Origin of the sequence: Streptomyces canus (assembly GCF_030815415.1) — a bacterium.
GTDB classification, from domain to species: domain Bacteria; phylum Actinomycetota; class Actinomycetes; order Streptomycetales; family Streptomycetaceae; genus Streptomyces; species Streptomyces canus_F.
In genome coordinates, this window is the sequence record NZ_JAUSWW010000001.1 from 4,950,342 (window position 1) to 4,975,739 (window position 25,398).

Genomic DNA, 25,398 nt, shown 5'->3' on the forward strand with positions numbered 1-25,398 from the left:
TAGGGGGCGACGGCAACCTCGCTCAAGGACTCAAGGAGTGGACGATGAACCTCGCGCTGTGGATCGGTGCCGCACTGCTCGCCGCGGTCGCCCTGACCGGTGGCGTCACCAAGACCTTCGTGCCGCGGGAGAAGCTGGCCGCGGCCCCCGGCGGGGGCTGGACGGCACAGGTGAGCGTCGGCTTCCTCAAGAGCCTCGGTGTCCTCGAACTGCTGGCCGCCGTCGGCCTGGTCCTGCCCGCCGTGGTCGACATCGCCCCGGCCCTGGTGCCGGTCACCGCCGTCTGCTGGATCCTGCTGATGGCCGGTGCGATGATCACCCACGGCCGGCTCGGCGAGGCGAAGTTCGTGGTGCTGAACTCGGTCTATCTCGTGCTCGCGGTGTTCATCGCGTGGGGCCGTTTCGGCCCCGAGTCGTTCACCGGCTGACAGGGCGCGAGAATGGGGAACACCGTCGGCCGAGGAGAGCGGCATGAGCAGGACCAGGACCGAGGAGTTCCAGGAACTCCGGCCGCTGCTCTTCTCGATCGCCTACCGGATCCTGGGCAGCGTCAGCGAGGCCGAGGACGCCGTCCAGGAGACCTGGCTGCGCTACGAGGCCTCACCGACCGAGCCCCGCTCGGTCAAGGCCTATCTCTCGGCCGCGGTGACCCGGGTCTCGATCAACGTGCTCCGCTCCGCCCGCGTCCGGCGCGAGGCCTACGTCGGTCCGTGGTTCCCCGAGCCGCTGCTCGCCGACCCCTACCAGGACCCGGAGCGGTCGGCGGAGATGGCGGACTCGGTGTCGACGGCGGCCCTGTTGCTGCTGGAGCGGCTGTCCCCGCTGGAGCGGGCGGTGTTCGTACTGCGGGAGGTGTTCGACTTCGGCTTTCCCGAGATCGCGTCGGCGGTGGGGCGCTCCGAGGCGGCGTGCCGCCAGCTGGTGGTGCGGGCGCGACGCCACATGGCCGAGGGCCGGCCCCGGTTCGAGGCGAGCCGCAAGGAGCGGACGGAACTGGCGTCGCGGTTCTTCCAGGCGCTGCGCGAGGGCGATGTGGACGGCCTCCAGGAACTGCTCGCCGCCGAGGTGACGCTGGTCGGCGACGGCGGCGGCAAGGCCCCGCAGCTGGCCAGGGCCGTCGTCGGCGCGCGGAACGTGGCCCGGCTGCTGGCCGACGTCTTCCCGCGGATGGCCCGGGCCGCGGTGACCTTCGAGCCGCACGAGGTCAACGGCGAGCCGGGGGCGGTCTTCCGGGACCGGGACGGCAAGGTGCTCCACACCATGGTCCTCGACGTCCGCGACGGGCGGATCCGGACGATCCGCAACGTCATCAACCCTGACAAGCTCCGGCACCTGGGCCCCGTGGCGGATCCCTGGGCGGTCCACCGCGAGGTGCGGAACACACCGTGACACGCACGCCTCGGCGGGCCTGCCCGGACCAGCGCTGCGCCGACGCCGTCACGGCGCCCGGGCCCTTGCTCGCAAACCCCGGCTGAACTCCCCCTTAACCCCGGGCTCGAACGCGTGCATCATTGCCGAGGTTCGTTGTCGATGATGCTGACGAGGTGTGCGGTGCGCGTGCGAATGGCCGGGGCGGGTACGGCGGTGCTCTGCGGCGCCCTCCTGCTCGTCTCCTGCGGACCCACCCAGCACGCCGAGAGCGCCGGCCACGGCACGCCGCCCGTGCGCGCCGCGAACGCCCCCGCGAAGCTGCCCGTCCCGCGCGGCAAGGGCAGCGATGTCGCCGACGACTTCAACGGCGACGGCCACCGGGACCTCGTACTCGACGACCTGGTCAAGGCACAGGCGCACGCGGACGACGCGGGCATCGGGATCGTCTACGGGAGTGCGCGCGGACTGACGCCGGGAGCGCGGCAGTTGCTGAGTCCGGCGAAGCAGGCCGTCGCCACCAAGGGGCAACTGCCCGCCGTGTTCGAGGCGGAGGCCACCTGCGACCTCGACGGGGACGGCTTCACGGACCTCGTCGTGTCGACCGACCCGCCCTACGACGGCCAGGGACAGCCGCCGGTCCCCCTCCAGGTCCTCTTCGGCTCCCCGTCCGGCCTCACCGGCAAGGCCGTCAAGCTCGTCGTCCCGGCGCGCGCCCGGGCCGGCAACGACTGGCCGGACCAGCCGGTGTGCGGGGACTTCGACGGGGACGACGCCCAGGATCTCGTCCTGCACGCCTCGGGCTCCCGACTCACCTATCTGCGCGGCCCGTTCACCCAGAAGGGCGCCCCGAAGGCGGCCACCGCCCCCGTCCCCGCCCCCGGCGAGCTCCCCACGGGCCCGGCCACCGACGTGAACCGCGACGGATACGACGACCTGGTCGTCCGTACGGCGGACGGCACCGCCACCTCCGCCCTCGTGCTCGGCGGCCCCGCCGGCCCGACCCGCACCGGCACCCTCCTGCCGGCCGGCATCGACGTCGCCCTCGGCCGCTTCGGCAAGGGCAAGGCCCTGGACGCGGTGATCGGCGCGATGGACGGCACCGCCCTGCGCTACGACCTGCCCACCGCCGCCCGCGCCACCCTCTCCTCCCCCGGCTCCATGCTCGACACGGCCGACTTCGACGGCGACGGGCTGAGCGAACTCGTCTCCAGCGGGTCGCGGATCAAGGTGTTCCGAGGCCGTACGGCCGGACTGTCGGCGTCGGGCATGGTGACCGTCGAGCCGGGCGCCGTGGGCACCACCCGGGTCCTCTCGGTCGGCGACTTCGACGGGGACGGCCGGGCGGACCTCGCGGTGCGCACGTACCAGGGCGAGACCAAGGACAGCGTCGCGGTCTTCCCCGGGGCGAGGAAGGGGCTCCTGAGCACCGAGCCGACGGTCGCCTTCTCCACCTCGGAGTTCCTGGAAGCCGGCTGAGCCCGGTCGTCCCCGGCCGTCACAGGGGCCACAAAAATTTACCGAACTCACGTACAACCCTTACGCCCCGACAGAGGTCTCCTGTGCGCCGACCGACCTGTGTAGCCGAGGAGTACTCCCGGCGAACACGGCCGGTCCGCCCCCATCGACTGTGGACGCCCCGCCGGGCGTCCCCGCATGCCGCAGGAGAACCCGCATGCACCAGCACCATCTGCGACTCGCCCTCGCGACGGCCACCGCTGCCGCGCTGACGGGCGGTCTGCTCACCTTCTCGGCCGCGACGGCGACGGCCGCGGACTCGACGGTCGTACCGCAGGCCGACTTCAACGGTGACGGCATCGGCGACGTGGCCTTCTCGGCCGCCGAAGCATATGTGAACGGCAAGAAGGGCGCCGGCCAGCTCGTCGTCCTGTACGGCACCGGCACCGGGGTGTCGTCCGCGAAGCGCTCCGTCATCAGCCAGAACACCGCCGGCGTTCCGGGCACCGCCGAGACGAACGACTTCTTCGGCGTCGATCTTGCGTACGGCGACCTCAACAACGACGGCTACGACGACATCGCCGCCTCCGCGCCGTGGGAGGACGTCGGCAGCGACACCGACGGCGGCACCATCGCCGTGCTGTGGGGCTCGGCCAAGGGCATCACCGGCACCGGCGTGACCATCGCCGACCCGGCTGTCTCCTCGCACGACAACTGGGGCAAGTCCCTCGCCGTCGGCGACTACGACGGCGACGGCACGGACGACCTCGCGGTGGGCAACACCTCCAGCACGATCTACGTCTACAAGGGCGGCATCAGCGCCTCCGGCACCGCGGTCGGCGGCCGTCACACCATCAAGCCCCCGATCCAGTCCGGCGGCACCGCCCGCGGCCCGCTCAACCTCACGGCGGGCGACGTCAACGGCGACGGCCGCACCGACCTGGTGGTCGACGGCTTCGAGACCGAGACCGACTACGGCTGGAACACCAACTACCTGGTCCCCGGCACCGCGAGCGGCCTGTCCGTCGCGTCCGCGCAGACCCTCAAGCCCGGCGTCATCACCGCGATCGGCGACATCAACGCCGACGGCTTCGGCGACATCGTCTCCGGCATGTACTGGAACAAGACCACCAGCGACGGCGAAACCACGTTCCCGGGCGGCGCCGACGGCGGCAAGGTGTGGATCACCTACGGCTCCGCGAGCGGCGCCGGTTCGGTCACCGGGATCACCCAGAACTCCGGCGCCGTCCCCGGTACCTCCGAGAAGAACGACTACTTCGGCTACGAGCTGGACCTCGGCGACATCAACGGCGACGGCTTCCAGGACCTCGTCGTCGGCGTCGCCGGCGAGAACATCGGCAGCGCCACCGACACCGGCATGGTCACCGTCCTGTACGGCTCGGCCTCCGGTCTGAACACCTCCTCCGGCGCCCAGTCCTTCGCCCAGTCCACCGCGGGCGTGCCCGGCGAGGACGAGCCGAACGACAGGCTCGGCCTCGACGTCAAGCTCGACGACGTCACCGGCGACGGCCGCGCCGACCTGATCGCGGGCTCCTACGAGAACGACGGCAACGGCGCGGTCCTCTACCTGCCCTCCAACGGCACGAAGATCACCACGACCGGCTCCCGCACGGTCTCCCCGAGCACGTCGGGCGTCTCGACGACGGGCAGCCCGGCCTTCAGCGCCAACTTCGCGGACTGAGCGGCTGGGTGGCTGGGTGGCTGAGCCCCTCGGCCACCGAGCGGCTGAGCGGCTGAACCACTCGGCCGCTCGGCCACTCACGCACCGGGACGGTCCGCGGCCCGGTGCCGTACGACCTCGACGTACCCCGAAAACGAAAGAACCCCATGCGACTTCTGCGTATAGCCACCGCGGTGGCACTCACCGGAGGCCTGCTCACCCTCGCGGCCCCGGCCGCGACGGCGGCCACGACGAAGCAGTACACCGCGGACTTCAACGGCGACGGCTACGGCGACATCGCGTTCGCCGCGCCGTACGCGAAGGTCGGCGGCAAGGGCATGGCCGGCTATGTCGCCGTCCTCTACGGCACCAAGAACGGCCTCGACCCCGCCAAGCACACCGTCCTCAGCCAGAACACCACGGGCGTGCCCGGCACCGCCGAGGCCGAGGACACCTTCGGCGAGGCCCTCGCGATCGCCGACCTCGACAAGGACGGCTACACCGACCTCGCCGTCGGCGCCCCCGGCGAGGACGTCGGCACCGACGTCGACGGCGGCTCCGTCACCGTGCTGTGGGGCTCCGCGAGCGGCGTGAAGGGCGGCACCACGGTCAAGGACCCGGCAGTCTCCTCCCACGACAACTGGGGCAGCCTCCTGACCACCGGCGACTTCGACGGCGACGCCAGGGCCGACCTCGCCGTCGGCACGGGCGGCACCAAGTCGTATGTGATCCGCGGCGGCTTCACCAGGTCCGGCGCCACCGGCACGGTGAAGAGGATCGGCCTGCCGGAGACGGCGTACTCCGTCGACGCCATGAAGGCGGGCGACACCGACGGCGACAAGAAGTCCGACCTGGTCCTCACCTACCGCACCCACAACACCTCGCACGCCTCGGGCAGTTGGTCCAGGGGCGTCGCCTACCTCGGCTCCGCCGCCGGCCCCGACACCAGCTCGCCGCGCCCCCTGAACGGCGGCACGTCGATCGCGCTCGGCGACATCGACGGCGACGGCTACGACGAGATCGCCCTCGGCAACGTCTTCACCGAGGAGGACGACCAGTCCGGCAGCCTCGGCGGCCGGGTCGTCGTCATCCGCGGTTCGGCGGGCGGGCCTGTCAACGGGGACGCCCCGATGGCCGAACTCACCCAGAGCTCCGAGGGGGTCGCGGGCACGGACGAGGCCGGCGACGGCTTCGGCGGCGCGGTCTCCATCGGCGACTTCAACGCCGACGGCCACGGCGACCTCGCGATCGGCGTCCCCTTCGAGGACACCACCCAGGCCGAGGACGCCGGCGCCTCCATGGTGCTGGTCGGCCCGCGTCTCGACGGCGGCCGCGCGATCTCGCAGGACACCTACGACGTCCCCGGCACCTCGGAATCCACCGACTACTTCGGCTCTGACGTGCTGCTGTCCGACGTCAACGGGGACGGCCGCGCCGACTACACGGTGACCGCCGGCTTCGAGAACGAGGGCACCGGCGCCGTCTGGTCGCTGCACGGCACGACGAGCGGCATCACCACCGCCGGCATCCGTTCCTTCGGCCCCGGTTCCCTCGGCATGTCCAGCGGCTACGGCGCGTTCGGCGCCGGCCTCCTCGGCTGACCCACAGGAGCGACACCCATGCGCAGAAGCACCGCAGCCGCCCTGACCGTCACCCTCGTGGCGACAGGCCTCACCCCGCTGTTCCTCGCCGCCCCCGCCTCGGCGGCGGTCGCCAAGCACTACGACGACTTCAACGGCGACGGCTACCGGGACCTGGCGTACAGCCACTACTACTCCGGCATCTCCGGCGACGACGGCTGGACCGGCGGCGCCGTCAACATCGTCTACGGCAGCGCGAGCGGCCTCGACACGACGCACACCCAGGTCGTCCACCAGGACAGCCCCGGCATCCCCGGGACCGGCGAGGAGGACGACTACTTCGGCGAGTCGATCAGCAGCGCCGACCTCAACAAGGACGGTTACGCGGACCTGGTCGTCGGCAACGACACGGAGCACGTGGGCAGCGCGCGGTACCGCGGGACGGTCACCATCGTCTGGGGTTCCAGGACGGGCCTGTCCGGCGGCACCACCCTCGCCCCGAAGTCCGGCGCGAGCGGCTCCCAGTCCCACTTCGGCAGCGAGCTCGCCACCGGCGACTTCAACGGCGACGGCTCGCCCGACCTCGCCGTCATCGGCGGCAGCGAGACGTGGCTGTACCGCGGCCCGTTCACCAAGTCCGGTACGACGGGCAGCGTCAGCAAGATCGACAAGGTGGGCCAGGGCTGGTACTCGCACGGCCTCGCCGCCGGCAAGGTCAACGGCGACGGAAAGACGGACCTGGTCGTCCTCGGCACGCAGTTCGTCGACAACCAGCCCGCCAACCGCATCTGGTACCTCAAGGGCGCCTCATCGGGCCTGACTTCGGGTGCCTCCAAGACGTACGCCAGTGAGCCCTGGGGCGCCGCGATCGGCGACTTCGACAAGAACGGGTACGGCGACATCGCCGTCGGCCTGCCCGACAACAACGACGGCAAGGGCATCGTCAGCGTCTGGCACGGGACGTCCGCCGGGCCGAGCGGCTCGATGACGTACAACCAGGCCTCCTCCGGCGTCCCCGGCAGCGCCGAGGCGGGCGACAACTTCGGCTACTCCGTCTCGGCCGGCGACACCAACGGCGACGGCTACGCGGACCTCGCGGTCGGCGTGCCGCAGGAGGACGTGGCCGGCAAGGAGGACCAGGGCGGCGTCACCGTCTTCCGCGGCGGCTCCGGCGGTCTGACCGGCACCCGCTCCACGTGGATCCCGCAGACGGTGATCGGCCCGGCCGACTCCTATGTCTCCTTCGGCTCCCCGGTCCGGCTGCGCGACCTCGACCGCGACGGCAAGGCCGACCTGACGGTGGGCGCGAACGGCGACGCCCTGCTCATGCGCGGCACGAGCACCACACCGACCGCGACGGGCTCCGTCCACCTGCCGGAGTACGGCGGCGGCTTCCTCGACTGACGCTCTCCCCTGCGCTTCCTTCGCCTTCTTCGCCTTCTTCGCCTTCTTCCAGGAGAACCTGATGCGTCACCTCAGAACCACCCTCGCGACCGCCGTCGCGACCACCCTCACCGGCGGTCTGCTCACCCTTTCGGCCGCGACGACCGCGACCGCCGCCCCCTCCGGCCTCGACGGCGACTTCAACGGCGACGGCTACCGCGATGTCGCGATCGCCGCCCCGATCGCCAAGATCTCCGGCAAGACCGGCGCGGGCTATGTCGCCGTCGTCTACGGCACCAAGAGCGGCCTGGACACCAGCAAGCGCCAGATCATCAGCCAGGCCACGGACGGCATCCCCGGCACCCCGGAGACCGGCGACTACTTCGGCGACCGCCTCACCACGGGCGACATGGACGGCGACGGCTACACGGACATCGTGGTCGGCGTGCACGGCGAGAAGATCGGCTCCACCGACTCCTACGGCGCGCTGACCGTGCTGTGGGGCGGCGCGACCGGCATCAAGTCCGGCACCGACATCTCCTCCCCGCTGCCGGAGTACCGCAACGAGCTGGGCTGGTCCCTCGCGGCCGGCGACTTCGACGGCGACGGCCACACCGACCTGGCCGCCGGCAACAACGCCTCGCCGTCCCTGAACATCTTCCGCGGCCCCGTCTCCCGTACCGGCAAGGCCGCTTCGCTCGTCGGCGTCGACACGGTCGACCAGACCACGATCTACCCCGACGGCCTCATCGCGGGCGAGGTCAACGCCGACGGCCGCACCGACCTGCTGGTCATGGGCCAGGAGGAGACCAGCACGGGCGACTACCGCACCCGCAGCGTCCTCTACACGGGCGACGCCACCACCACCCTCAAGGTCGGCAAGAAGCTCGCGGGCGGCTACGCCGGCGTCATCGCCGACGTGAACAAGGACGGCTACGGCGACATCGTCACCGGCAACTTCATGGAGAAGTCGACGTCCGAGCCGAACGGCGGCCTCGGCGGCGCGGTGACGGTGACGTACGGCGCGTCCACGGGCCTGTCGACCCGTACGCCGGTGAAGTTCACCCAGGACTCGGCGAGCGTCCCCGGCACGGCCGAGAAGTTCGACTTCTTCGGCTGGAGCCTGTCGGCCGGCGACGTCAACGGCGACGGTTACACCGACATCGCGGTCGGCTCCGAGCAGGAGACCATCGGCTCGGCGAAGCACGCGGGCACGGTCACGATCCTGCGCGGCTCGGCCTCCGGCCTGACCGGCACCGGCTCGAAGTCCTACTCCCAGAACACGGCGAACGTCCCCGGCACGGCCGAGTCCTACGACCACTTCGGCTACGCGGTCCACCTCACGGACATCGACAACAACGGCCGTACGGAACTGGTGACCTCCGCCTCCGGCGAGAACAGCAGCGACGGCGCCGTCTGGTTCCTGAAGTCCACCACCTCCGGCATCACCGCCACCGGTTCGAAGTCCTTCAGCGGCCCGACCCTGGGCGGCCCCACCGGCGACGCGTACTTCGGCGACGTCCTGGTGGGCTGACCCTCACGACGTGTCAGGGACAGTCATGACAACCCCTTAGGGGATGTCACAGCTCGGCAGCAAAGCCGGGCCCGAACCCCCGGGCCCGGCACGCGGCTCTCCGGGACCAGGTACGTTCGAAGACGTGGCTGGATTCAGGATCGGACGCGGCCGGGACAACGGCGCTCCTCACACGCGACCGCAACAACCTCCGTACGGGCAGCAGGCCCCGCAGGGACCGTCGTACGGCGGCTACCCCGCGCCGCCCGCGCCCCCGCACCCGGGGCAGCAGCAGTACGGCGGCCCCCAGGGCGGCGGCTACGACGAGCCGGAGTACTTCGGCGACGGCGGCCACGACCCGTACGCGGCGAACAACCCGGGTCACACCCAGGCGTTCTCCGTCAACGAGGACCCCTACAACCAGGGCGGCACGTACCGCGCGGGCTCGACCCCGCCGGCCGGCCCGGTGGGCCCCCGCCTCCACTGGAAGGACCTCCTGAGGGGCATCGTCACGGCCCCCAACCGGACCTTCCTCCAGATGCGCGATTACACGATGTGGGGCCCGGCCCTGATCGTGACGTTCCTCTACGGCCTGCTCGCCGTCTTCGGCTTCGACGGCGCCCGCGAGGACGCGATCAACGCCACCCTCTCCAACGCGGTCCCGATCGTCCTGACGACGGCGGTCGCGATGGTCCTGTCCTCCTTCGTGCTGGGCGTGGTCACCCACACCCTGGCCCGCCAGCTCGGCGGTGACGGCGCCTGGCAGCCCACGGTCGGCCTCTCCATGCTGATCATGTCCCTGACGGACGCGCCCCGCCTCGTCCTCGCCATGTTCTTCGGCGGCGATGCCACCTTCGTCCAGGGCGTCGGCTGGGCGACCTGGGTGGCCGCGGGCGCCCTCCTGACCCTGATGGTCTCCAAGTCCCACGACCTCCCCTGGCCCAAGGCCCTGGGCGCGGCATCGATCCAGCTGATCGCCCTCCTGTCGATCGTGAAGCTGGGCACCTTCTAGACCCCGCACACCGAAAAGGGGCTCCCCACACCGGGGAGCCCCTTCTTCGTCACACCGCCCAGCTCAGGCGTCGAGCACCTGCCCGGCCCTCTTGATCACGGGGGGGGTTCGACGGACCAGGGATCGTTGACCTCATGAGGATCGTCACTCGCGGTAATTCCAAGCAGGTCAAACGCCGGCGCGGTCGGGCGGCTGATAGAACACGGTCATGACCTACAGGTTCGTCGCCCGCGCAGCCGGTGCGGAGATAGATCTCGACTACGACTGCTTCATCGAGGCAGGTATCTCCGAAGGAGAGGACGGCAGCGGCTTCATCATGATGTTCCAGTGCGGCTCCGAAGAACCTGACGAGCAGGACATCTCGCTGGGATTCGACACGCACTGCCTGGTCACGGCCGACCAGGGCACGGCGTACGGATGCGTGCAGTCGGTCGAGCTCACAGGGAACGTCCTGCGCGTCTCCCTGGTCCCTGAGGCACTGCCCGCGCTGGGCCTGGACGACGCGGAGATCGAGGCGGTACTGGAGGCGCCGGCCGAGGACATCGCCCGCTTCCGCGAGGTGCTTCCACGTGTACTGGCCTACGGCCGTGAGGACGCGCGGCCTGCTCGCATCGCGGTCTGAACAACGAGAAGGCCAGGCACGAGGCCGGGCCTTTCCTTCGTACGGTGCGGCAGGGTCAGCGCCACACGGGCTCGATCAGACTCGGATCGAACTTGCGCCGCCCCCGCCCTGCGGGATGAATCAGGACGGCCGACAGGCTGTGTAGGACCAATGCCTGCTGCCGCTCGATCGGGAGCGACCTGAAATCCTCCCCGATGTCAGCGCTCAGGGACTCAGCCTGCTGCCGATCCTTCCCCTGGCAGGGAGCCGAAACTCGCCACCGCCACGGTCATCTGTAGCCGAAGTGTCGAGTTCAAGCCCCGGCTGCGCTCCGCTCCGCCGGGCGCGCTACCCGGCTCCGCTGCGGGCGCCGCTCCTGCCTTCGGCCCGCTCCGCCCGCGCTGCGCCGACGCGTGCCCATGTGTGGATAGGGCCGGTGGCCATGAGTCGATCACCGCATAGAGCTGCCTGCAGTCAAGGCAATGCCTCCGGCGAGGGATCGGTCGGCACCGGGATGGCGGGGGCGCCGCTGCCGACCGCGGGTCGTAGGGGCGGGCGCGGGATGCTCCCACCCCGGGTGGGGAATGAAACCGGGCACCTCGTGCACCGAGGACCATGCTGCTAGCGGCGCCGGCGCCGCGTGCCCTGTCGCGGTGGCCGAGTCAGCGTGATTTGCCGGATGAGCTGCTGGAAGCTTGCAAGGGAGGCGAGGGCCGGCAGGCAAGCTCCGGCGATACCGGTGACCGTTCTGTCTGCCTGAGCCACGCACAGCATTATCGCGACGGAGGAGAACAGCAGAACGATGAACCACGAGTGCACGGCTCGGCGCTGGTGCAGGGCAGTCCGGAGGATGGAGAGAGAGGCCACCATCCAGGGGCCGTACACGAGAAGAGGCCACAACGGGGCCACGCCGCCTCCCGTCCCGGAGGTGATGTTCTGCAGAGGCCTGTAGGCCACCATGCCGCCGAAGACGCTGACCATCGCCACGATGACGGTAACGAGCGCGAGGATGACGAAGCTGCCAGTCTCCCACCACTTGAGCCGGGCTCTTCGGACGTGGAGCTTCCGGTGCCCGGCAGAGGAGCGTCGGGTGGGCGGCAGTTGAGCGGTGATCTGCGCCAGGCTCTCCATTGGGTCGGTGAAGCCGACGCCGGATGCGGGCTCGCTGCGAGGTGGCGGGATCCTGGCTGTCTGCTCCGCCGAAACAGCCTCCTGCAGGAGATAGGTAAGTTCCTCGGCGGGATCCCAGTCGGCGTCGGGTGCAGTCAGGGGGACTCCTGAGTGCACGCCGTCGGCATGTCCCCCGTTCCAGCCGGTACCCGGCTCGTGGGAGTACGCGTCGTAGTAGTACTCACGCTGCGCAAAGGCAGGATCGACATAGTCATGATTCACGAAAATGCGACCCGTCACGCTGTACGCGGCGGCCGGAGTTCTCCTGGCCGTTCCATCGCGAATTGATTCCCTCCTGGAGCTCCTCCAGCAGGGCGAGGAACTCACGAAGCAGTGGCTCGGTGACCTGACCTTCGGACTGCGCGTCACCCCCGGTCACCGTGGGCCGTACCGCCGGCGCCACGCGTTCCACACCAGGCTGGAAAGCGTACTTACCCACTGTCAGGCCGCGGACCGCAGAAATATTATCCATCGTCGCGTTGCGTCGAGGCAGGCCGTGGGTCCTTGCTGTCGTCATAGTCCGAATAACGCGGCTCCCCCGTTTAGGACGCGCGGCAAACGAGTGACCTTACGAAGACAGAAAACCCGAGAAAGGGTGTATTAATCAATTACCCTACACATCTGACTTTGCACCTCATTAGTCGATAAATTCTTCTTCCTGACTCCACTTGAGGAGTAAATAGGATTCGCTACCGGTGTAACTGGATGAGTAATCCCGGCGATCCCTGGGCCGGACACGACAGCGTCATCGCCCTGGACCGGTGCCGCTGTGGCCAGCGCCGTGGGGGAACGAATCACCGCCCCAGCCGATCTCTCCAGAGCTACGGATCAGAAGGGTGTGTGGCCGTGTCATGCGCGGGGCTACACCCGGCCGTCAGCCCAAGCCGGCGCCCCAACGGGCCGTAAATGATCGCAACTTCCCAAGCTGAGGTACCGCCAGGGCACAGAAGTTGGTCACTCCTACGTCAAGGCCGGCGCCGTCATGGACGATGACCGCATGCGTTACCTCAACGCGACAGGCCGGCTTGCGAGCTTCACTGTACGGAGACGATGATCGGTCGGACAGTGCACGTGGACGCCTGGGACGAGGCGACGGGCGTTGCACTTGTGGTCGATCCCAAACGCGGCACCCGCCGCCCGGTGACGGACTGCCCGGACTTCTCCCACCTGGAGCAGGCCGACCCAGTGGTGGCGGCCATCGAGAGCGCTGATCGCCTCATCCCACCTGGGGAAGAGTGAAGCAGCCGCCCCCGCGCCACCGTCTCGGTTTCCGTCTCATTCAGCCCCGTTCGCGGCCGTTCAGCGAAGGCCACGCGCCAGACTCGCCACGCGGGCCAGCCGCCCATGAACCCAGGTGAACGCCACCGCACGCAGCCCAACGCCCCACCACCACAGTTGGAAAGCGTGCACCTTCAAGTCCGAGAGGTCGTCCCAGCCGCGTTGTCAGAGGCTGATGAGATCGTGCGCTCATGGACACACTCTTCGATCTCCCCGAACCGGAGACCACAGAACGAGCCGTGATCGCCCACTACAGATTGAGTGACGACGAGTACGGCTCTCGCGCCGAGCGCGAAGCGGTCTTCGATGCCGAGCGCGCCATGGCCGCCGCGGTCGAGGCAGCGGGAGTTCGGTGAGGTCGACGGGAATGAGTTCGGTGGAGGCGAAGCCGTGCTGTACGCCTATGGGCCGGATGCCGAAGCGCTCTTCAAGGTCATGGAGCCAATTCTTCGGCGACTGTCACTCAGGCCGGCGCACGTAGTGCTGCGGCAGGGGAGCCGCGCAACGGAGTCCCGAGTGGAGCTGTGACAGCCCGACAGGGCAGCAACCCCAGCCACCGGCAGTGCCAGCCTCCAGCCGTCGACAGAACACAAAAGCCCCCGCCGATCTAGCGGGGGGGCTCTCTCCGACCATTAGAAATCCGCAGGTCAGACCGCTTCCTTGTTCTCCTTGGGTGCCGCGCCCAACCTATGTACCGGAGGCAACACACTCCACGGGAAGTTGATCCACTCATCCGTCCGCTTCCACACGTACTCGCACTTCACCAGCGACTGCGTCTTCTCGTAGATGACGGCGCTGCGGACCTCGGCGACGGTGTCGAGGCAGAAGTCGCGGACCAGCTTGAGGGTCTTGCCGGTGTCGGCGACGTCGTCGGTGATGAGGACCTTTTTGGAGGAGAAGTCGATGACGTTGGGGACGGGCGCGAGCATGACGGGCATGTCGAGGGTGGTGCCTACGCCGGTGTAGAACTCCACGTTGACCAGGTGGATGTTCTTGCAGTCCAGCGCGTACGCCAGGCCGCCCGCGACAAACACACCGCCGCGGGCGATGGAGAGGACGATGTCGGGCTCGTAGCCGTCGTCGGCGATGGTCTGCGCGAGCTCGCGGACGGCGACGCCGAATCGCTCGTACGTCAGGTTCTCCCGTACGTCGCTCATACCTGCGTCCGGTGGAAGTTGAGGAAGGAACGGGAGGCCGTCGGGCCGCGCTGGCCCTGGTAGCGGGAGCCGTAGCGCTCGCTGCCGTAGGGGAACTCGGCCGGCGAGGAGAGCCGGAACAGACAGAGCTGGCCGATCTTCATGCCGGGCCAGAGCTTGATGGGGAGGGTGGCGAGGTTGGAGAGCTCCAACGTCACGTGCCCGGAGAAGCCGGGGTCGATGAAACCGGCGGTGGAGTGGGTGACGAGGCCGAGGCGGCCGAGGGAGGACTTCCCCTCCAGGCGCGAGGCGAGGTCGTCGGGGAGGGTGATGACCTCGTACGTCGAGGCGAGGACGAACTCGCCGGGGTGGAGGATGAAGGGCTCGTCACCCTCCGGCTCCACGAGGCGCGTGAGGTCCGCCTGCTCGACGGAGGGGTCGATGTGGGGGTAGCGGTGGTTCTCGAACACCCGGAAGAAGCGATCGAGGCGCACGTCGACGCTGGACGGCTGCACCATGGATTCGTCGTAGGGATCGATCCGTACCCGCCCGGCGTCGATCTCGGCCCGGATGTCCTTGTCTGAGAGAAGCACGCCCCGAGGATACGCAAGGCGCGCGGACCGGCCACCATCGGACGGTCCGCGCGCCTGGGTACTACTCCTTTACTGCTTCTCCAAGGTCACCGGAACGACGCTGCGAAGCCGGGCACACCGAGGGCATCGGACGAGTCGCCCGGGACCGAGCCGCTCGGCCTGCTGCATCGGGAACGAAGCGGTGCTGAACACGTGCCCATCGGCACAACGGACGACGGTGCGCTCCATCAAGTCCATGAGTCCCTTCCCCAAGAGCCGCGTCGTCCGGCTGCTGCTCGCCGGACGACAAAAGCCACATTACGGGATGGAAGGAACGAGTCTCCAGGCGGCACTCCGACCTCTCCCGGACCCTCTCCCACCTCTCCACCGTACGCCCCAACTCCGGCGCCCCGCAGCCCCATCGCTCCCCTGAAACGCACTCAGACCCCACGGCTCCGGCGCCGGGGGTCTGGCATGAGGTAGAGTGACAGAGCGTTCCGACACCGGTCTCAACCGGCGTCTTACGCGGGTGTAGTTTAGTGGTAGAACATCAGCTTCCCAAGCTGAGAGTGCGAGTTCGATTCTCGTCACCCGCTCCATATCGAAGCCCCAGGTCGACGACCTGGGGCTTTTTCGTGAGCAGAATTCTTGCGTGGGCGCGCTCGGAGGGCACAACCCACGTGCGGCCCCGGGAGCTTGGGGCGATGCCGGATGATGGCGGCCATGCGCATCCGCATCGACGCCATCGACCTGCCCGGCCTCACCCACCCCGCCCCCTCCCCCGCCGACGGCACAGTGGCCGCCTACGACAACGTCCATGTCGCCGTGCAACGCCGCGACCGTCCGGCCGAGCTTCTCGAGCCGCAGCCCGGGGACGCGCCGTCCGTGACGTGGACCCTGGAGTGCAGCATCAGCTCCTCGCCGGCCGGTACCGAGGTCACGGGCCCCTATGTGCAGAACCGTCTGGGGCGGCGGTTCATCTATCTGTCGTGGGGCACCGTCGACGAGTCGGGCATGTTCACGATGTTCCGGCGCGCCAAGCTCATGCTCGACGTCATCCCCGCCGACACGCTCGCCGCCGCAACGCGCGACGGGCTGCTGGTCGGGCGGCTCGGGCTGACCGACGCGCGGGGCGGGCCGCTGTGCGCACGGGTCGAACCCCCGCTGATCACCTGGACCGCGGCACACGCCGGGTAGACGCCGGACGTCGGCGTCGTCTCCTGCGGCGGATGTGACATTCGTTGCGTCAGTGGGGTCTGGGCGCGTTCGCCGGTGTCCCGTCCGGCGAGGGCGCCGACAGCGGCGCGCGGCACATCGCCGGAGGTCATGGCGCTGCGGGCGGAAACGTTCGCCAGAAAACAGCCCATCCGCGCGGGTCAATATCTGTATCCGTGAAGTGAGAAATGGCTGCGGTGCACTGCGAGTATTCCTCGCCCGTCAACCCCAGTGGAATTACAGACCGCACAGGGTCGATCGCGGCATGCTAATGTCGGTGTCAGTTGCAGGTGTGGTTGCCAGAGGGTTCATTTTCCGACGGGTTAATCAGCACGGGCGACGCGGAATCCACACAGGGTGAATTCCGGAAATCGTCTCCGAAGGAGAATTGACATGGCTACTGGCACCGTGAAGTGGTTCAACGCGGAAAAGGGCTTCGGCTTCATCGAGCAGGACGGCGGCGGCGCCGACGTCTTCGCCCACTACTCCAACATCGCCGCCCAGGGCTTCCGCGAGCTGCTGGAAGGTCAGAAGGTGTCGTTCGACATCGCGCAGGGCCAGAAGGGCCCGACGGCCGAGAACATCGTTCCGGCCTGACCACCGGCAGCAACACATTCTTCGCAGCTGGGGCCCGCACCTTGGGGTGCGGGCCCCAGCTCGCTGCTTTTCAGAGCGCGTGACGGGAAGGCTCCATCGCATCACCTGACGGTGATGCATTCCCCCGTCGATCCGATTCGGCGCTCATCATCACCGGGCCGTTCTCGTGATTATCTGCGCCGTTCCATTTGCTGCGGAAACTCCTTGCTACGTGCCTACGTGCTCACATCGAGGAAAGGTTCCGCTTGAACCGCGCACGCACCGCCCGCACTGCCCGCACCACCACCCGCCCGACCCGCACCTCCTGGAGCTCTGCCGCCCAGCGCTCGGGTGCTCCGCGGCGTTCCGGCGGCAACAACGGGCGCCGACCGGCCCCGCTCCAGGGCGAGTTCGCCCTCCCGGTGACGATCACTCCCGCACTTCCCGCGGTCGAGTCGTTCTCCGACCTCGCCCTGCCGACGCCCCTGCTGGCCGCGCTCGGACGCGAGGGCATGACGGTGCCGTTCCCCATCCAGGGCGCGACGCTGCCGAACTCCATCGCCGGACGTGACGTGCTCGGCCGCGGCCGTACCGGGTCGGGCAAGACCCTCGCCTTCGGCCTCGCCGTGCTGGCCCGTACGACGGGCCGCCGCGCGGAACCGGGGCAGCCGCTCGCCCTGATCCTCGTCCCCACCCGCGAGCTCGCCCAGCAGGTGACCGACGCGCTCACCCCGTACGCCCGCTCCGTGAAGCTCCGGCTGACCACCGTGGTCGGCGGCATGCCGATGTTCAAGCAGACGCGCGCGCTGCGGGCCGGTGTGGAGATCGTCGTCGCGACACCGGGACGGCTCAAGGACCTCATCGACCGTGGCGACTGCCGCCTGGACGACGTCGACATCACCGTCCTCGACGAGGCCGACCAGATGGCCGACATGGGCTTCATGCCCCAGGTCACCGCCCTGCTCGACCAGGTACGCCCCGAGGGGCAGCGGATGCTCTTCTCGGCCACCCTGGACCGCAACGTCGACCGGCTGGTCCGCCAGTACCTGTCCGACCCGGTGGTCCATTCCGTCGACCCGTCGGCGGGTGCGGTCACCACGATGGAGCACCACGTGCTCCACGTGCCCGAAGCGGACAAGCACCGCACGACCACCGAGATCGCGGCGCGCGAGGGCCGGGTGCTGATGTTCCTGGACACCAAGCACGCCGTGGACCGGCTGACCCAGCACCTGCTGAACAGCGGCGTCCGCGCCGCGGCCCTGCACGGTGGCAAGTCCCAGCCCCAGCGCACCCGGACCCTCGCCCAGTTCAAGACCGGGCATGTGACGGTGCTGGTGGCGACCAACGTCGCGGCCCGCGGCATCCACGTCGACAACCTCGACCTGGTCGTCAACGTGGATCCGCCCACCGACCCCAAGGACTACCTGCACCGCGGCGGCCGTACCGCCCGCGCCGGCGAGTCCGGCAGCGTCGTCACCCTCGTGACACCCGGCCAGCGCCGTGGCATGACCCGCTTGATGGTCTCGGCCGGCATCACCCCGCAGATCGCCTCCGTGCGGTCCGGTGAGGCGGAACTGACGCGGATCACCGGTGCCCAGGCCCCTTCCGGTGTCCCGGTTCGTCATCAAGGCACCGGTCGTGGACCGTCCCCGCCGCGCCGGGTCCTCCGGGGCCCCCTCGTCCCGAAGCCGTCAGGACCGCTCCGGTCGCGGACGCGCCGGCGGAGGAGCGGGGCGGCGCCGTGCGCAGCGGCCCGCCCTCGACTCCGCGGCCTGACCCCACGGCTCGAAGCATCGTCCAGCAGCTCCCCATCTCCGAGGAGGCACCTTTGACACCGGTACGGACACAACGACAGCACGCGAACCCGGCTCACCTGGCCGTGGTCGACGTCATGGACACGTCCGGGCCCCGGGTCCGGGACGACATGACCGTCGAGGTCGCGCTGTCCGTCATGGCCGGTGCCCGTGTCGAGTTCCTCCTCCTGGTCGACGGGGACGACCAGTGCACCGGCTCGGTCACCCGGGCCGAACTCGTCGTTCACCGCGAGAGTTCCGCGTACACGGACCGGGTCCGGCTGCGGGACGTCCTCGGCGCAGCGATCACCTCGCCCGTCCCTCGGCGCACCGTCGTCGCGGAGCACGGGCGGGCCTTGGTTCGCCTCGGCTGAGAACCACCTTCAGGATCCCGGTGCGGGCCCTGCCGACACACGTCGGCAGGGCCCGCACTGCTGTCTGGACGCCCGTTTTCGCCGCCACGGGGAGGCGGAGGGGAGAGGCACGTCACCCTCAGTGACGGAACGAAACTACCTGCCCCTCCAAGAAGCTGAAATCTGTTCTTGCCGGAGTAGACATTGAGCTCCGACACGGTTAGCCTTTTCTCATCGAAGACGGATCAGTGATACCCGACAGACACGAACTGGCGGGATTGCAGTACCTGAAGTTCGCAGGCCAAGTGATGGATACAGAGCAAGGACGGAGGACGGACGCCATCAGGATCGCCCGGCCGGAGCAGTACTCGGCCGGGTACCGCAAGACCCCGGATTGGAAGGTGGTCCCCGGTCAGGCAGCCGCGATCCCCGCACCCCCTCCAGCAGGGCCGGTAGCGGAAACAGCAGGTCGGCACAGCACAAGAGCCGACAGATGGTGTTGAATTTCCTTCGGGGCCCTGGTGCCGTACGGCACCAGGGCCCCTCGACGCGTTGTCCTACGAGGTGACATGACAGCAGATACCCCCCTCGGTAATCGTCTCGACGACGACGACTACCCCGCATACACGATGGGGCGGGCCGCCGAGATGCTCGGCACCACCCCGGCCTTCCTCCGCGCCCTCGGCGAGGCCCGTCTCATCACTCCGCTGCGCTCGGAGGGCGGTCACCGCCGGTACTCCCGCTACCAGCTGCGGATCGCGGCGCGCGCCCGCGAGCTCGTCGACAAGGGCACCCCGATCGAGGCCGCATGCCGCATCGTCATCCTCGAGGACCAGCTCGAGGAGGCACAGCGCATCAACGCCGAGTACCGCCGCCGTGCCGGAAACGAGGCGCACGGCGGGTCCGTACCCGGTGCGAGTTGATCATGTGGACGGAAGGTCGGGTACCCGGAAGGTCGCCGCGAGGTGAATCCCCTGCCGGATGATCTCGGCCCCGCTCCCCCCGACACCTGGCCGCCCCCTTCGACGCCGCCTCAGCCGCTCGCGCCGGACGACGGGCCCCCTTCCCGGGTCCCGGTCACCGTGGGTACGTTCCCCGCACTGCCGGGAGCGAGTCCGCAGGTGCCCGACCTCGACGCCCCGTCCTGGCCTCGCAGCTCCACGACGATCCGGCCGTCGGCGTCCTGGCTGTAGGCGATCGTGCAGGTGAGCTGGCGCAGGGCGGTGGCATCCAGCCCCTCCAGGGCGAGGGGAAGGCGGGCCGTGACCCTGCCGTTCACGGAGGTGTCGACCTTGGCGATGCCACCGCGGTCGGCGGTGGGGAGGGCCGTGGTCAGGCCCGCGGCCCGGTCCACGTCCCCGGGGCCGGCGAGGAGCGCCGCGACGACTTTCTCCGTCGGCACGGGCCGGTTCGTTTCCTGGTCTCCAGCGGTCGCCGTGTGGAAGGCTCCGCCGCCGGACACGGTCGAGGGCCCGGGCGACCGGATCACCGGGCTCAGCCCTCCGTCGGGGGAGCGGAAGAAGAGCAGCATGTCGTCCTCGCGGTTGAGGAAGGCCTGGACGCTGGCGGGACCGCCCGCCTCGATGACGTCGGTCTCCTGGATACCGCAGCCACCGAGCAGCGGTACGCCGGCCGCGACGGCGACGACCACGGCCGACACACGTCGCCTCATCCGCCGGCCCCCTCCGAGTGAAGCGGTATCTCGACGGCGAAGACGGCACCGCCCCCGGGCCGGTTCCCGGCGTGGATCGTGCCGCCGTGCAGCTTCACGTTCTCCAGCGTGATCGCCAGTCCCAGGCCGCTGCCCGCCGAACGGGTACGGGCCGCGTCGGCCTTGTAGAAGCGGTCGAAGATGTGCGGGAGCGATTCCGGGCGGATGCCGGGTCCGCTGTCCGCGACGTCGGTGATCAGCACGGGCCGGCCCGGAAGACGTTCCTCGGTGCGCAGCCGTACCGTGACGGGCGTACCGCCGTGTCGCAGGGCGTTGCCCACGAGGTTGGCGATCACGACGTCGAAGCGGCGCGGGTCCAGCCGCGCCCGGATGCCGTCGGGGAGCTCGGTGCGGACCCGGTCGTCGGTCCAGTGCCGGTTCTGCAGGGTTTTGCGGATGGCCACGGCCACGTCGACCTCGTCGGCGTTCAGCTCGGCCGCGCGGGCGTCGAAGCGGGAGATCTCCATCAGGTCCTCGACGAGCACGGCCAGCTTGCCGGTCTCCGCGCTGACCAGCCGGACCGCACGGGCGGTGTCGGGGTCCAGACCGTCCGCGTCCTCGTCGAGGACCTCGGTGACGGCGAGCATTCCGGCGAGCGGGGTGCGCAGTTCGTGCGAGACGTCGGAGGCGAAGCGGCGGGCGCGTTCCTCGGCCTCGCGCAGTTCCCGCACGGACCGCTCCAGTTGGCCCGTCGACTCGTTGAACGTGCGTGCCAGATCGGCCAGTTCGTCGCTGCCGCGCACCCGGATCCGGGTGTCGAGTCTGCCGCTGCCCATGTTCCAGGCCGCCTGCCGCAGTTCCCGCACCGGACGCAGCACGCTGCGCGCGGCGATCAGGGCGGGTATCAGCGCGATGGCGAGGCCGGGCAGGGCGCCGTCCCGGGCGGCCATCAGGAGGGCGTCGACGTTGATCTGCTCGTCGGTCATCCGCATGACGGCGTACAGGACGAGTCCGGTGGGCAGCACGCTGTCCGGGCTGGTCTTGAAGACGGTGGGCATGGCGATGGTCAGATAGGGGACACCGTCCTTGACGACCCGTTCGAAGCTGCCGTGGGGGTTGGCCCGTGCGGCGCGGCGCAGTTCGGGTGTGATGACGGTGGAGACGGGGTTCTCGCCGGAGGAGGCGCGGAGCGAGCCGTACTCGGCGAAGACCACCCAGGGGTGGGGCTTGCCCTTGCGGGCGATGTCCCGCAGGACCTCCTCCATGCCCTCGTCCTGTACGGGCAGGGCGAAGGCGGTCTGCTGGACCTGGTCGCGGAAGGAGGTGACCGCCGTGTCCTGGGCGGTCACCAGCAGCGAGTTGCGGGCCTCACGGTAGGTCAGCGCGGCCGTCGTGCCGGCGCTGACGGCGGCGACCAGCAGGAAGGCGAGCAACAACCGCGCGCGCAGCCCGAACGCCCTGACCCGCGAACGCTGCTCGCCGCCGCTCACAGCGGCCCGAAGCGGTAGCCGAAGCCCCGCAGTGTCTGGACGTAGCGGGGGCTGCCGGCCTCGTCCTCGATCTTGCCGCGCAGCCGGCGGACGCACGCGTCGACCAGGCGGGCGTCGGCGTGGTAGCTGTGGTCCCAGACGTGCTCCAGCAGTTGCTGCCTGCTGAACACCTGCTCGGGGGCGGCGCAGAGGTGCAGCAGCAGCTTGAGCTCCGAGGGGGCGAGCGCCAGCGGGCGGCCGACCTTGGTGACGGTCAGTCCGACGCGGTCGACGGTGAGATCGCCGTAGACCTCGATGGCCGGGCGGCCCGGGCCGCTGTCGTCCAGGCGGCGCAGCACGGCACGGATCCGGGCCTCGATCACCTCGGGGCGGGCGGGCTTGACGATGTAGTCGTCGGCGCCCGCCTCAAGGCCGATGACGACGTCGAAGTCGTCGCCGCGCGCGGTGAGCATGATGATCGGCAGCTGGCTCTCCTCGCGGACCTGCCGGCAGACCTGTACGCCGTTCATTCCGGGCAGCATCAGGTCGAGGAGCAGCAGATCGGGGCGGAACTCGGCCAGCGCGGCGAGGCCGGACTCGCCGGTCGCCGCCACCCGTACCTCGTGGCCGCGGCGGCGCAGACCGAGTTCGACCCCCTCGCGTACGGAAGGGTCGTCCTCGATGAGGAGCACGCGGGGCATCGGCAGTTCTCCCTCGGTGATGGTCAGGTCCGGGTCCGTCCGAGGCGTACGCGCGAGAGCAGTGCGTCGAGTTCGGCGAGTCGCAGCGGACGGGTGAGCAGGGCGAAGGTGAGGACGACGGCGACCGCCCCGGCAGTTGCGGCGACCAGGGCTCCCGCCCGTGCCGTGCCGAGGACCGCGAGGTGGCCGAGGGCGGTGGCGGGGACGGCGGCGAGCAGCAGCCGCGCGTGGGCGCCGACGGCGGAGGAGCGCAGGGGGCGGGCGATGCCGAGCCGGCGGCTCAGCACCAGGCCGGTCACCACCCAGCCCGCGCACAGCGCCAGGGAGTACGCGCCCGCCATGCCGGTCACGGCCCAGCGGGCCGGCAGCAGGTGGGCGGCGGTCAGCGACAGTCCCGCGTTGAGGGCGACGATCAGCAGGTTGAGCAGGAACGGCGTACGGGTGTCGGAGAGCGCGTAGAAGGTGCGGGACAGGACGTACTGGCCGGACAGGGCGATCAGGCCCGGCGCGAAGGCCATCAGGATCCCGGCCATGGCGGCCGTGTCATCGGCGCCGGTCCTGCCGTACCCGAAGACGAGGGCCATCACCGGCTGGGCGAGGGCGAACAGCGCGCAGGCTGCGGGGACGACGGCCGAGGCGCTGACACGCAGGGCGTGGGAGACGTCGCGTCGCACGGCGGCGGTGTCCCCGTCGGCGGCGGCCGCGCTCATCCGGGGCATCAGCGCGGTCACCAGGGAGACCGTGATGATGCCGTGCGGTACGACCCACAGGGCATAGGCGTTGTTGTACGCGCCGTAGCCGGGGCCGCCGTCGAGGCCCGCGGTGGTGGCCAGGCGGGTGGTGACCCAGTAGGCGGCCTGGTTGGCCAGGACCAGCAGCACCAGCCAGCCGGCCGCGCGCAGGGGGCGGGTCAGTCCGCTGCCGCGCCAGTCGAAGCGGGGCCGCCAGCGGAAGCGGGCGGCACGCAGGGCGGGGACGAGGGCGAGGGCCTGGACGGCGATCCCGGCGGTCGTGCCCCAGCCGAGGACGGCGGTCCCGGTCGCGGTGAGCGTGTCCCCGCCGCCCATGGCCAGCGCCAGGTACAGGCCGAACACGGTCATGACGACGAGGTTGTTGAGGACCGGCGCCCACATCATCGCGCCGAACCTGCCCCGCGCGTTGAGGACTTGTCCGAGCAGCGTGAACAGTCCGAGGAAGAAGATCTGGGGCAGGCAGTAGCGGGCGAGCGCGGTGGTCATGGCCGCCTGCGGGCCGGTGTAGTCGGTGTACGCGTCGACGATCGCGGGGGCCGCCCATACGGCGGTCGCGGTGATCGCCAGCAGGGCGACGACGCACACGGTGACGAGCCGGTCGGTGTACGCGGTGCCCCCGTCGGCGTGCTCCTTGGCGGCCTTGACCAGTTCCGGGACGAAGACGGCGTTCAGCGCGCCGCCGAGGAGCAGGATGTAGACGATGGTGGGCAGCGCGTTGCCGACCGCGTAGCCGTCGGCGGTCGGCCCGATGGTGCCGAGCGCTGCCGCGACCACGGCGGAGCGGGCGAAGCCGGTGGCCCGGGACACGATGGATCCGGCGGCCATGACGGCACTGCTGCGTGCCGCCGTGTCCCTGGGCGCGGTGGTGGTCGGCGGCTTCGGTGTCGTCTGTGTCATCGGCGGTTCAGATACGCCTGGAAGGCGCGGTAGAGCGCGTGGTTGGCGCTGCCGTCCAATGGTTTCTCCCATTCCCCCAGCGTCTCGACGACCTGTCCCCCGGTGCCGAGCTTCCACCGCAGCAATCCGTACGCACGTTCCTCAGGATCGAGAGTGGAGGGTACCCCGCGCATGTCGTAGACGTCGGCGCCGAGGGCGAGGGCATCCTGCATCATCCGCCACTGCAGGGCGTTGGAGGGCCGGACCTCGCGACGGTGGTCGGCCGAGGCGCCGGTCTGGTACCAGGCCCGGCGGCCCGCCGTGATCATCGTGTGGGCGGCCAGGATCTCTCCTCGGTGGCGGGCGAGGTACAGCTTCATCCGGCCCGGTTCCTCGGCGTTGAGTGCCGCGTACTGGCGCTCGTAGTAGGCGAGCGAGCGGCCGAGCCGGAATCCGTCGCGGCGCTCGGTGATGCCGAGGAGCCGGTAGAACTCGGGGAGTTCGGCCGTACTGCCCACCACCACCTCCACGCCCTCCTTCCGGGCCCGGCGCACATTGCGGCGCCACTCCTGGTTGAGCCCGGACCACAGGTCCTCGGTGGTGCGACCGGCGAGCGGTACGTGGAAGACGTGCCGGGGCTGGGCGTCCCCGTCCCCGCCGGTCCCCTCGCCTCCCGTCCCGTCACCGCCGCAGCGGCGCCAGCCGCGGGCGCGCAGCCGCTCGGCGACGGCGGTGCCGAGCGGGTCGACCTCGCTGGCGAGGACGTCGCCGAGGCGCCGGCCCGGGCCGGTGAGCGGCTTGAGCCGGGCGGCGTCCCAGCGCCGGTACGCGGGCGAGGGGCCGATGCGCACGGCGAAGGCGCCCGCGCTGCGCAGGTGTTGGAGGAGCGGGCCGAGCCAGCCGTCCACGTCGGGGTCGCTCCAGTCGGCGACCGGCCCTTCGGGAAGGTAGGCGAAGTACTTGCGGGTGCCGGGGAACTGCCGCAGCAGCACCAGGGCCACACCCGTCAGCGCACCGGCCTCCGGATCCGGTCCCCAGCCGAGCAGTTGGGCCCGCCAGCCCTCCTTGACGTCGCCCCAGGACGGGCATTGCAGGAAACCGGCGCCGAGAGCGGCGCCGTCGGGGGAGGCGAGAAAGGCGCGGTAGGTCTCCGCGGTGATGGTCCGCAGGACCGTGCCCCGGTTCCGTGCTGGGGACACGCGGCTGGGCGGAACGAGCAGCGCTGACACAGTCTGAGCCTCTCCTTCTCCCCGGACCTGT

Annotated in this window: 23 protein-coding genes, 1 tRNA gene and 1 pseudogene; 17 read left to right on the forward strand and 8 right to left on the reverse strand. The window is 70.1% G+C overall.

The genetic code is table 11. From position 1 onward, the window contains the following. The first annotated feature begins 44 nt into the window (after window positions 1–44). The 9 genes from QF037_RS22855 to QF037_RS22895 all read left to right on the forward strand — a co-directional run bounded on the left by QF037_RS22855 (window position 45) and on the right by QF037_RS22895 (window position 10,617). Window positions 45–428, forward strand: coding sequence for a DoxX family protein (locus QF037_RS22855; RefSeq protein WP_307028109.1), 384 nt, complete (start codon window positions 45–47; stop codon window positions 426–428). A 43-nt stretch (window positions 429–471) separates the two neighbouring features. Then, entirely contained in the window at window positions 472–1,389 is a 918-nt protein-coding gene (locus tag QF037_RS22860; protein ID WP_307028111.1) for an RNA polymerase sigma-70 factor, read from the forward strand. Between the two features lie 174 nt (window positions 1,390–1,563). Then, a complete protein-coding gene (locus QF037_RS22865) occupies window positions 1,564–2,847 on the forward strand; it encodes an FG-GAP repeat domain-containing protein (protein ID WP_307037325.1) in 1,284 nt (427 codons plus the stop codon). A 196-nt stretch (window positions 2,848–3,043) separates the two neighbouring features. Then, window positions 3,044–4,528 carry an FG-GAP-like repeat-containing protein gene (locus QF037_RS22870; protein WP_307028113.1) on the forward strand — a complete coding sequence of 495 codons (1,485 nt, stop codon included), beginning with the start codon at window positions 3,044–3,046 and terminating at the stop codon, window positions 4,526–4,528. A 146-nt stretch (window positions 4,529–4,674) separates the two neighbouring features. Further along, entirely contained in the window at window positions 4,675–6,108 is a 1,434-nt protein-coding gene (locus QF037_RS22875; protein ID WP_307028115.1) for an FG-GAP repeat protein, read from the forward strand. Between the two features lie 18 nt (window positions 6,109–6,126). Beyond that, the gene (locus QF037_RS22880; protein ID WP_307028116.1) at window positions 6,127–7,491 is read left to right on the forward strand and encodes an FG-GAP and VCBS repeat-containing protein; all 1,365 of its coding nucleotides are present in this window, start codon (window positions 6,127–6,129) and stop codon (window positions 7,489–7,491) included. Between the two features lie 61 nt (window positions 7,492–7,552). Further along, window positions 7,553–9,004 carry an FG-GAP-like repeat-containing protein gene (locus tag QF037_RS22885; RefSeq protein ID WP_307028118.1) on the forward strand — a complete coding sequence of 484 codons (1,452 nt, stop codon included), beginning with the start codon at window positions 7,553–7,555 and terminating at the stop codon, window positions 9,002–9,004. Between the two features lie 43 nt (window positions 9,005–9,047). Further along, complete coding sequence (locus tag QF037_RS22890) at window positions 9,048–9,995, forward strand: Yip1 family protein (RefSeq protein WP_307028119.1); 948 nt, start codon at window positions 9,048–9,050, stop codon at window positions 9,993–9,995. Window positions 9,996–10,203: 208 nt separating this feature from the next. Beyond that, the gene (locus QF037_RS22895; protein WP_307028121.1) at window positions 10,204–10,617 is read left to right on the forward strand and encodes an Imm10 family immunity protein; all 414 of its coding nucleotides are present in this window, start codon (window positions 10,204–10,206) and stop codon (window positions 10,615–10,617) included. Between the two features lie 600 nt (window positions 10,618–11,217). Here the strand turns inward: QF037_RS22895 and QF037_RS22900 are convergent. Continuing rightward, window positions 11,218–12,006: a DUF2637 domain-containing protein gene (locus tag QF037_RS22900; protein WP_307028123.1), complete on the reverse strand. Its 789-nt coding sequence runs from the start codon at window positions 12,004–12,006 to the stop codon at window positions 11,218–11,220. Between the two features lie 810 nt (window positions 12,007–12,816). On the opposite strand from QF037_RS22900, the gene QF037_RS22905 reads away from it, so the two are divergent. Together QF037_RS22905 and QF037_RS22910 are read left to right on the forward strand one after the other, a co-directional pair. Further along, window positions 12,817–13,005 (forward strand): hypothetical protein, encoded by a 189-nt coding sequence (locus QF037_RS22905; protein ID WP_307028125.1) that lies wholly within the window; start codon window positions 12,817–12,819, stop codon window positions 13,003–13,005. A 230-nt stretch (window positions 13,006–13,235) separates the two neighbouring features. Continuing rightward, window positions 13,236–13,400: a hypothetical protein gene (locus QF037_RS22910; protein ID WP_307028126.1), complete on the forward strand. Its 165-nt coding sequence runs from the start codon at window positions 13,236–13,238 to the stop codon at window positions 13,398–13,400. 291 nt (window positions 13,401–13,691) lie between these two features. Here QF037_RS22910 and QF037_RS22915 read toward each other — a convergent pair whose 3' ends face one another. Both QF037_RS22915 and dcd read right to left on the reverse strand, forming a co-directional pair. Continuing rightward, entirely contained in the window at window positions 13,692–14,201 is a 510-nt protein-coding gene (locus QF037_RS22915; protein ID WP_307028128.1) for a phosphoribosyltransferase, read from the reverse strand. Further along, window positions 14,198–14,773 (reverse strand): dCTP deaminase, encoded by a 576-nt coding sequence (gene dcd, locus QF037_RS22920; RefSeq protein WP_030600337.1) that lies wholly within the window; start codon window positions 14,771–14,773, stop codon window positions 14,198–14,200. The genes QF037_RS22915 and dcd overlap by 4 nt, the downstream gene beginning before the upstream one ends. Window positions 14,774–15,277: 504 nt before the next feature. Between dcd and QF037_RS22925 the strand changes: the two genes are divergently transcribed. From QF037_RS22925 to QF037_RS22950, 6 genes and pseudogenes are all read left to right on the forward strand, one after another. Then, window positions 15,278–15,351 (forward strand) — tRNA-Gly (locus QF037_RS22925). A gap of 124 nt (window positions 15,352–15,475) precedes the next feature. Beyond that, window positions 15,476–15,949, forward strand: coding sequence for a DUF5990 family protein (locus tag QF037_RS22930; protein ID WP_307028130.1), 474 nt, complete (start codon window positions 15,476–15,478; stop codon window positions 15,947–15,949). Window positions 15,950–16,360: 411 nt separating this feature from the next. Next, window positions 16,361–16,564, forward strand: a complete 204-nt coding sequence (locus QF037_RS22935; protein ID WP_004986771.1) for a cold-shock protein — start codon at window positions 16,361–16,363, stop codon at window positions 16,562–16,564. Window positions 16,565–16,809: 245 nt separating this feature from the next. Next, window positions 16,810–18,319, forward strand: a pseudogene (locus QF037_RS22940) (DEAD/DEAH box helicase). A 52-nt stretch (window positions 18,320–18,371) separates the two neighbouring features. Further along, entirely contained in the window at window positions 18,372–18,710 is a 339-nt protein-coding gene (locus tag QF037_RS22945) for a CBS domain-containing protein (RefSeq protein ID WP_307028148.1), read from the forward strand. A 548-nt stretch (window positions 18,711–19,258) separates the two neighbouring features. Next, window positions 19,259–19,612 carry a helix-turn-helix domain-containing protein gene (locus tag QF037_RS22950; protein WP_307028150.1) on the forward strand — a complete coding sequence of 118 codons (354 nt, stop codon included), beginning with the start codon at window positions 19,259–19,261 and terminating at the stop codon, window positions 19,610–19,612. Window positions 19,613–19,722: 110 nt separating this feature from the next. Here the strand turns inward: QF037_RS22950 and QF037_RS22955 are convergent, their stop codons facing one another. The 5 genes from QF037_RS22955 to QF037_RS22975 are packed head-to-tail and all read right to left on the reverse strand — an operon-like array spanning window position 19,723 to window position 25,367. Further along, complete coding sequence (locus QF037_RS22955; RefSeq protein ID WP_307028152.1) at window positions 19,723–20,361, reverse strand: hypothetical protein; 639 nt, start codon at window positions 20,359–20,361, stop codon at window positions 19,723–19,725. Next, window positions 20,358–21,830 carry a sensor histidine kinase gene (locus tag QF037_RS22960; protein ID WP_307028154.1) on the reverse strand — a complete coding sequence of 491 codons (1,473 nt, stop codon included), beginning with the start codon at window positions 21,828–21,830 and terminating at the stop codon, window positions 20,358–20,360. Before QF037_RS22960 ends, QF037_RS22955 begins: the two co-directional genes overlap by 4 nt. Further along, window positions 21,827–22,510 carry a response regulator transcription factor gene (locus tag QF037_RS22965; RefSeq protein WP_307028156.1) on the reverse strand — a complete coding sequence of 228 codons (684 nt, stop codon included), beginning with the start codon at window positions 22,508–22,510 and terminating at the stop codon, window positions 21,827–21,829. Before QF037_RS22965 ends, QF037_RS22960 begins: the two co-directional genes overlap by 4 nt. Window positions 22,511–22,533: 23 nt before the next feature. Continuing rightward, window positions 22,534–24,159 (reverse strand): murein biosynthesis integral membrane protein MurJ, encoded by a 1,626-nt coding sequence (gene murJ / locus QF037_RS22970; RefSeq protein WP_307028158.1) that lies wholly within the window; start codon window positions 24,157–24,159, stop codon window positions 22,534–22,536. Then, entirely contained in the window at window positions 24,156–25,367 is a 1,212-nt protein-coding gene (locus QF037_RS22975; RefSeq protein WP_373463805.1) for a lipid II:glycine glycyltransferase FemX, read from the reverse strand. The genes murJ and QF037_RS22975 overlap by 4 nt, the downstream gene beginning before the upstream one ends. Between the last annotated feature and the right edge of the window lie 31 nt (window positions 25,368–25,398).

Coding starts and splice junctions, on each gene's coding strand:
- QF037_RS22855 (WP_307028109.1), top strand. CDS start 45: ATGAACCTCGCGCTGTGGATCGGTGCCGCACTGCTCGCCGCGGTCGCC.
- QF037_RS22860 (WP_307028111.1), top strand. CDS start 472: ATGAGCAGGACCAGGACCGAGGAGTTCCAGGAACTCCGGCCGCTGCTC.
- QF037_RS22865 (WP_307037325.1), top strand. CDS start 1,564: ATGGCCGGGGCGGGTACGGCGGTGCTCTGCGGCGCCCTCCTGCTCGTC.
- QF037_RS22870 (WP_307028113.1), top strand. CDS start 3,044: ATGCACCAGCACCATCTGCGACTCGCCCTCGCGACGGCCACCGCTGCC.
- QF037_RS22875 (WP_307028115.1), top strand. CDS start 4,675: ATGCGACTTCTGCGTATAGCCACCGCGGTGGCACTCACCGGAGGCCTG.
- QF037_RS22880 (WP_307028116.1), top strand. CDS start 6,127: ATGCGCAGAAGCACCGCAGCCGCCCTGACCGTCACCCTCGTGGCGACA.
- QF037_RS22885 (WP_307028118.1), top strand. CDS start 7,553: ATGCGTCACCTCAGAACCACCCTCGCGACCGCCGTCGCGACCACCCTC.
- QF037_RS22890 (WP_307028119.1), top strand. CDS start 9,048: ATGTCACAGCTCGGCAGCAAAGCCGGGCCCGAACCCCCGGGCCCGGCA.
- QF037_RS22895 (WP_307028121.1), top strand. CDS start 10,204: ATGACCTACAGGTTCGTCGCCCGCGCAGCCGGTGCGGAGATAGATCTC.
- QF037_RS22905 (WP_307028125.1), top strand. CDS start 12,817: ATGATCGGTCGGACAGTGCACGTGGACGCCTGGGACGAGGCGACGGGC.
- QF037_RS22910 (WP_307028126.1), top strand. CDS start 13,236: ATGGACACACTCTTCGATCTCCCCGAACCGGAGACCACAGAACGAGCC.
- QF037_RS22915 (WP_307028128.1), bottom strand. CDS start 14,201: ATGAGCGACGTACGGGAGAACCTGACGTACGAGCGATTCGGCGTCGCC.
- QF037_RS22930 (WP_307028130.1), top strand. CDS start 15,476: ATGCGCATCCGCATCGACGCCATCGACCTGCCCGGCCTCACCCACCCC.
- QF037_RS22935 (WP_004986771.1), top strand. CDS start 16,361: ATGGCTACTGGCACCGTGAAGTGGTTCAACGCGGAAAAGGGCTTCGGC.
- QF037_RS22950 (WP_307028150.1), top strand. CDS start 19,259: ATGACAGCAGATACCCCCCTCGGTAATCGTCTCGACGACGACGACTAC.
- QF037_RS22955 (WP_307028152.1), bottom strand. CDS start 20,361: ATGAGGCGACGTGTGTCGGCCGTGGTCGTCGCCGTCGCGGCCGGCGTA.
- QF037_RS22965 (WP_307028156.1), bottom strand. CDS start 22,510: ATGCCCCGCGTGCTCCTCATCGAGGACGACCCTTCCGTACGCGAGGGG.
- murJ (WP_307028158.1), bottom strand. CDS start 24,159: ATGACACAGACGACACCGAAGCCGCCGACCACCACCGCGCCCAGGGAC.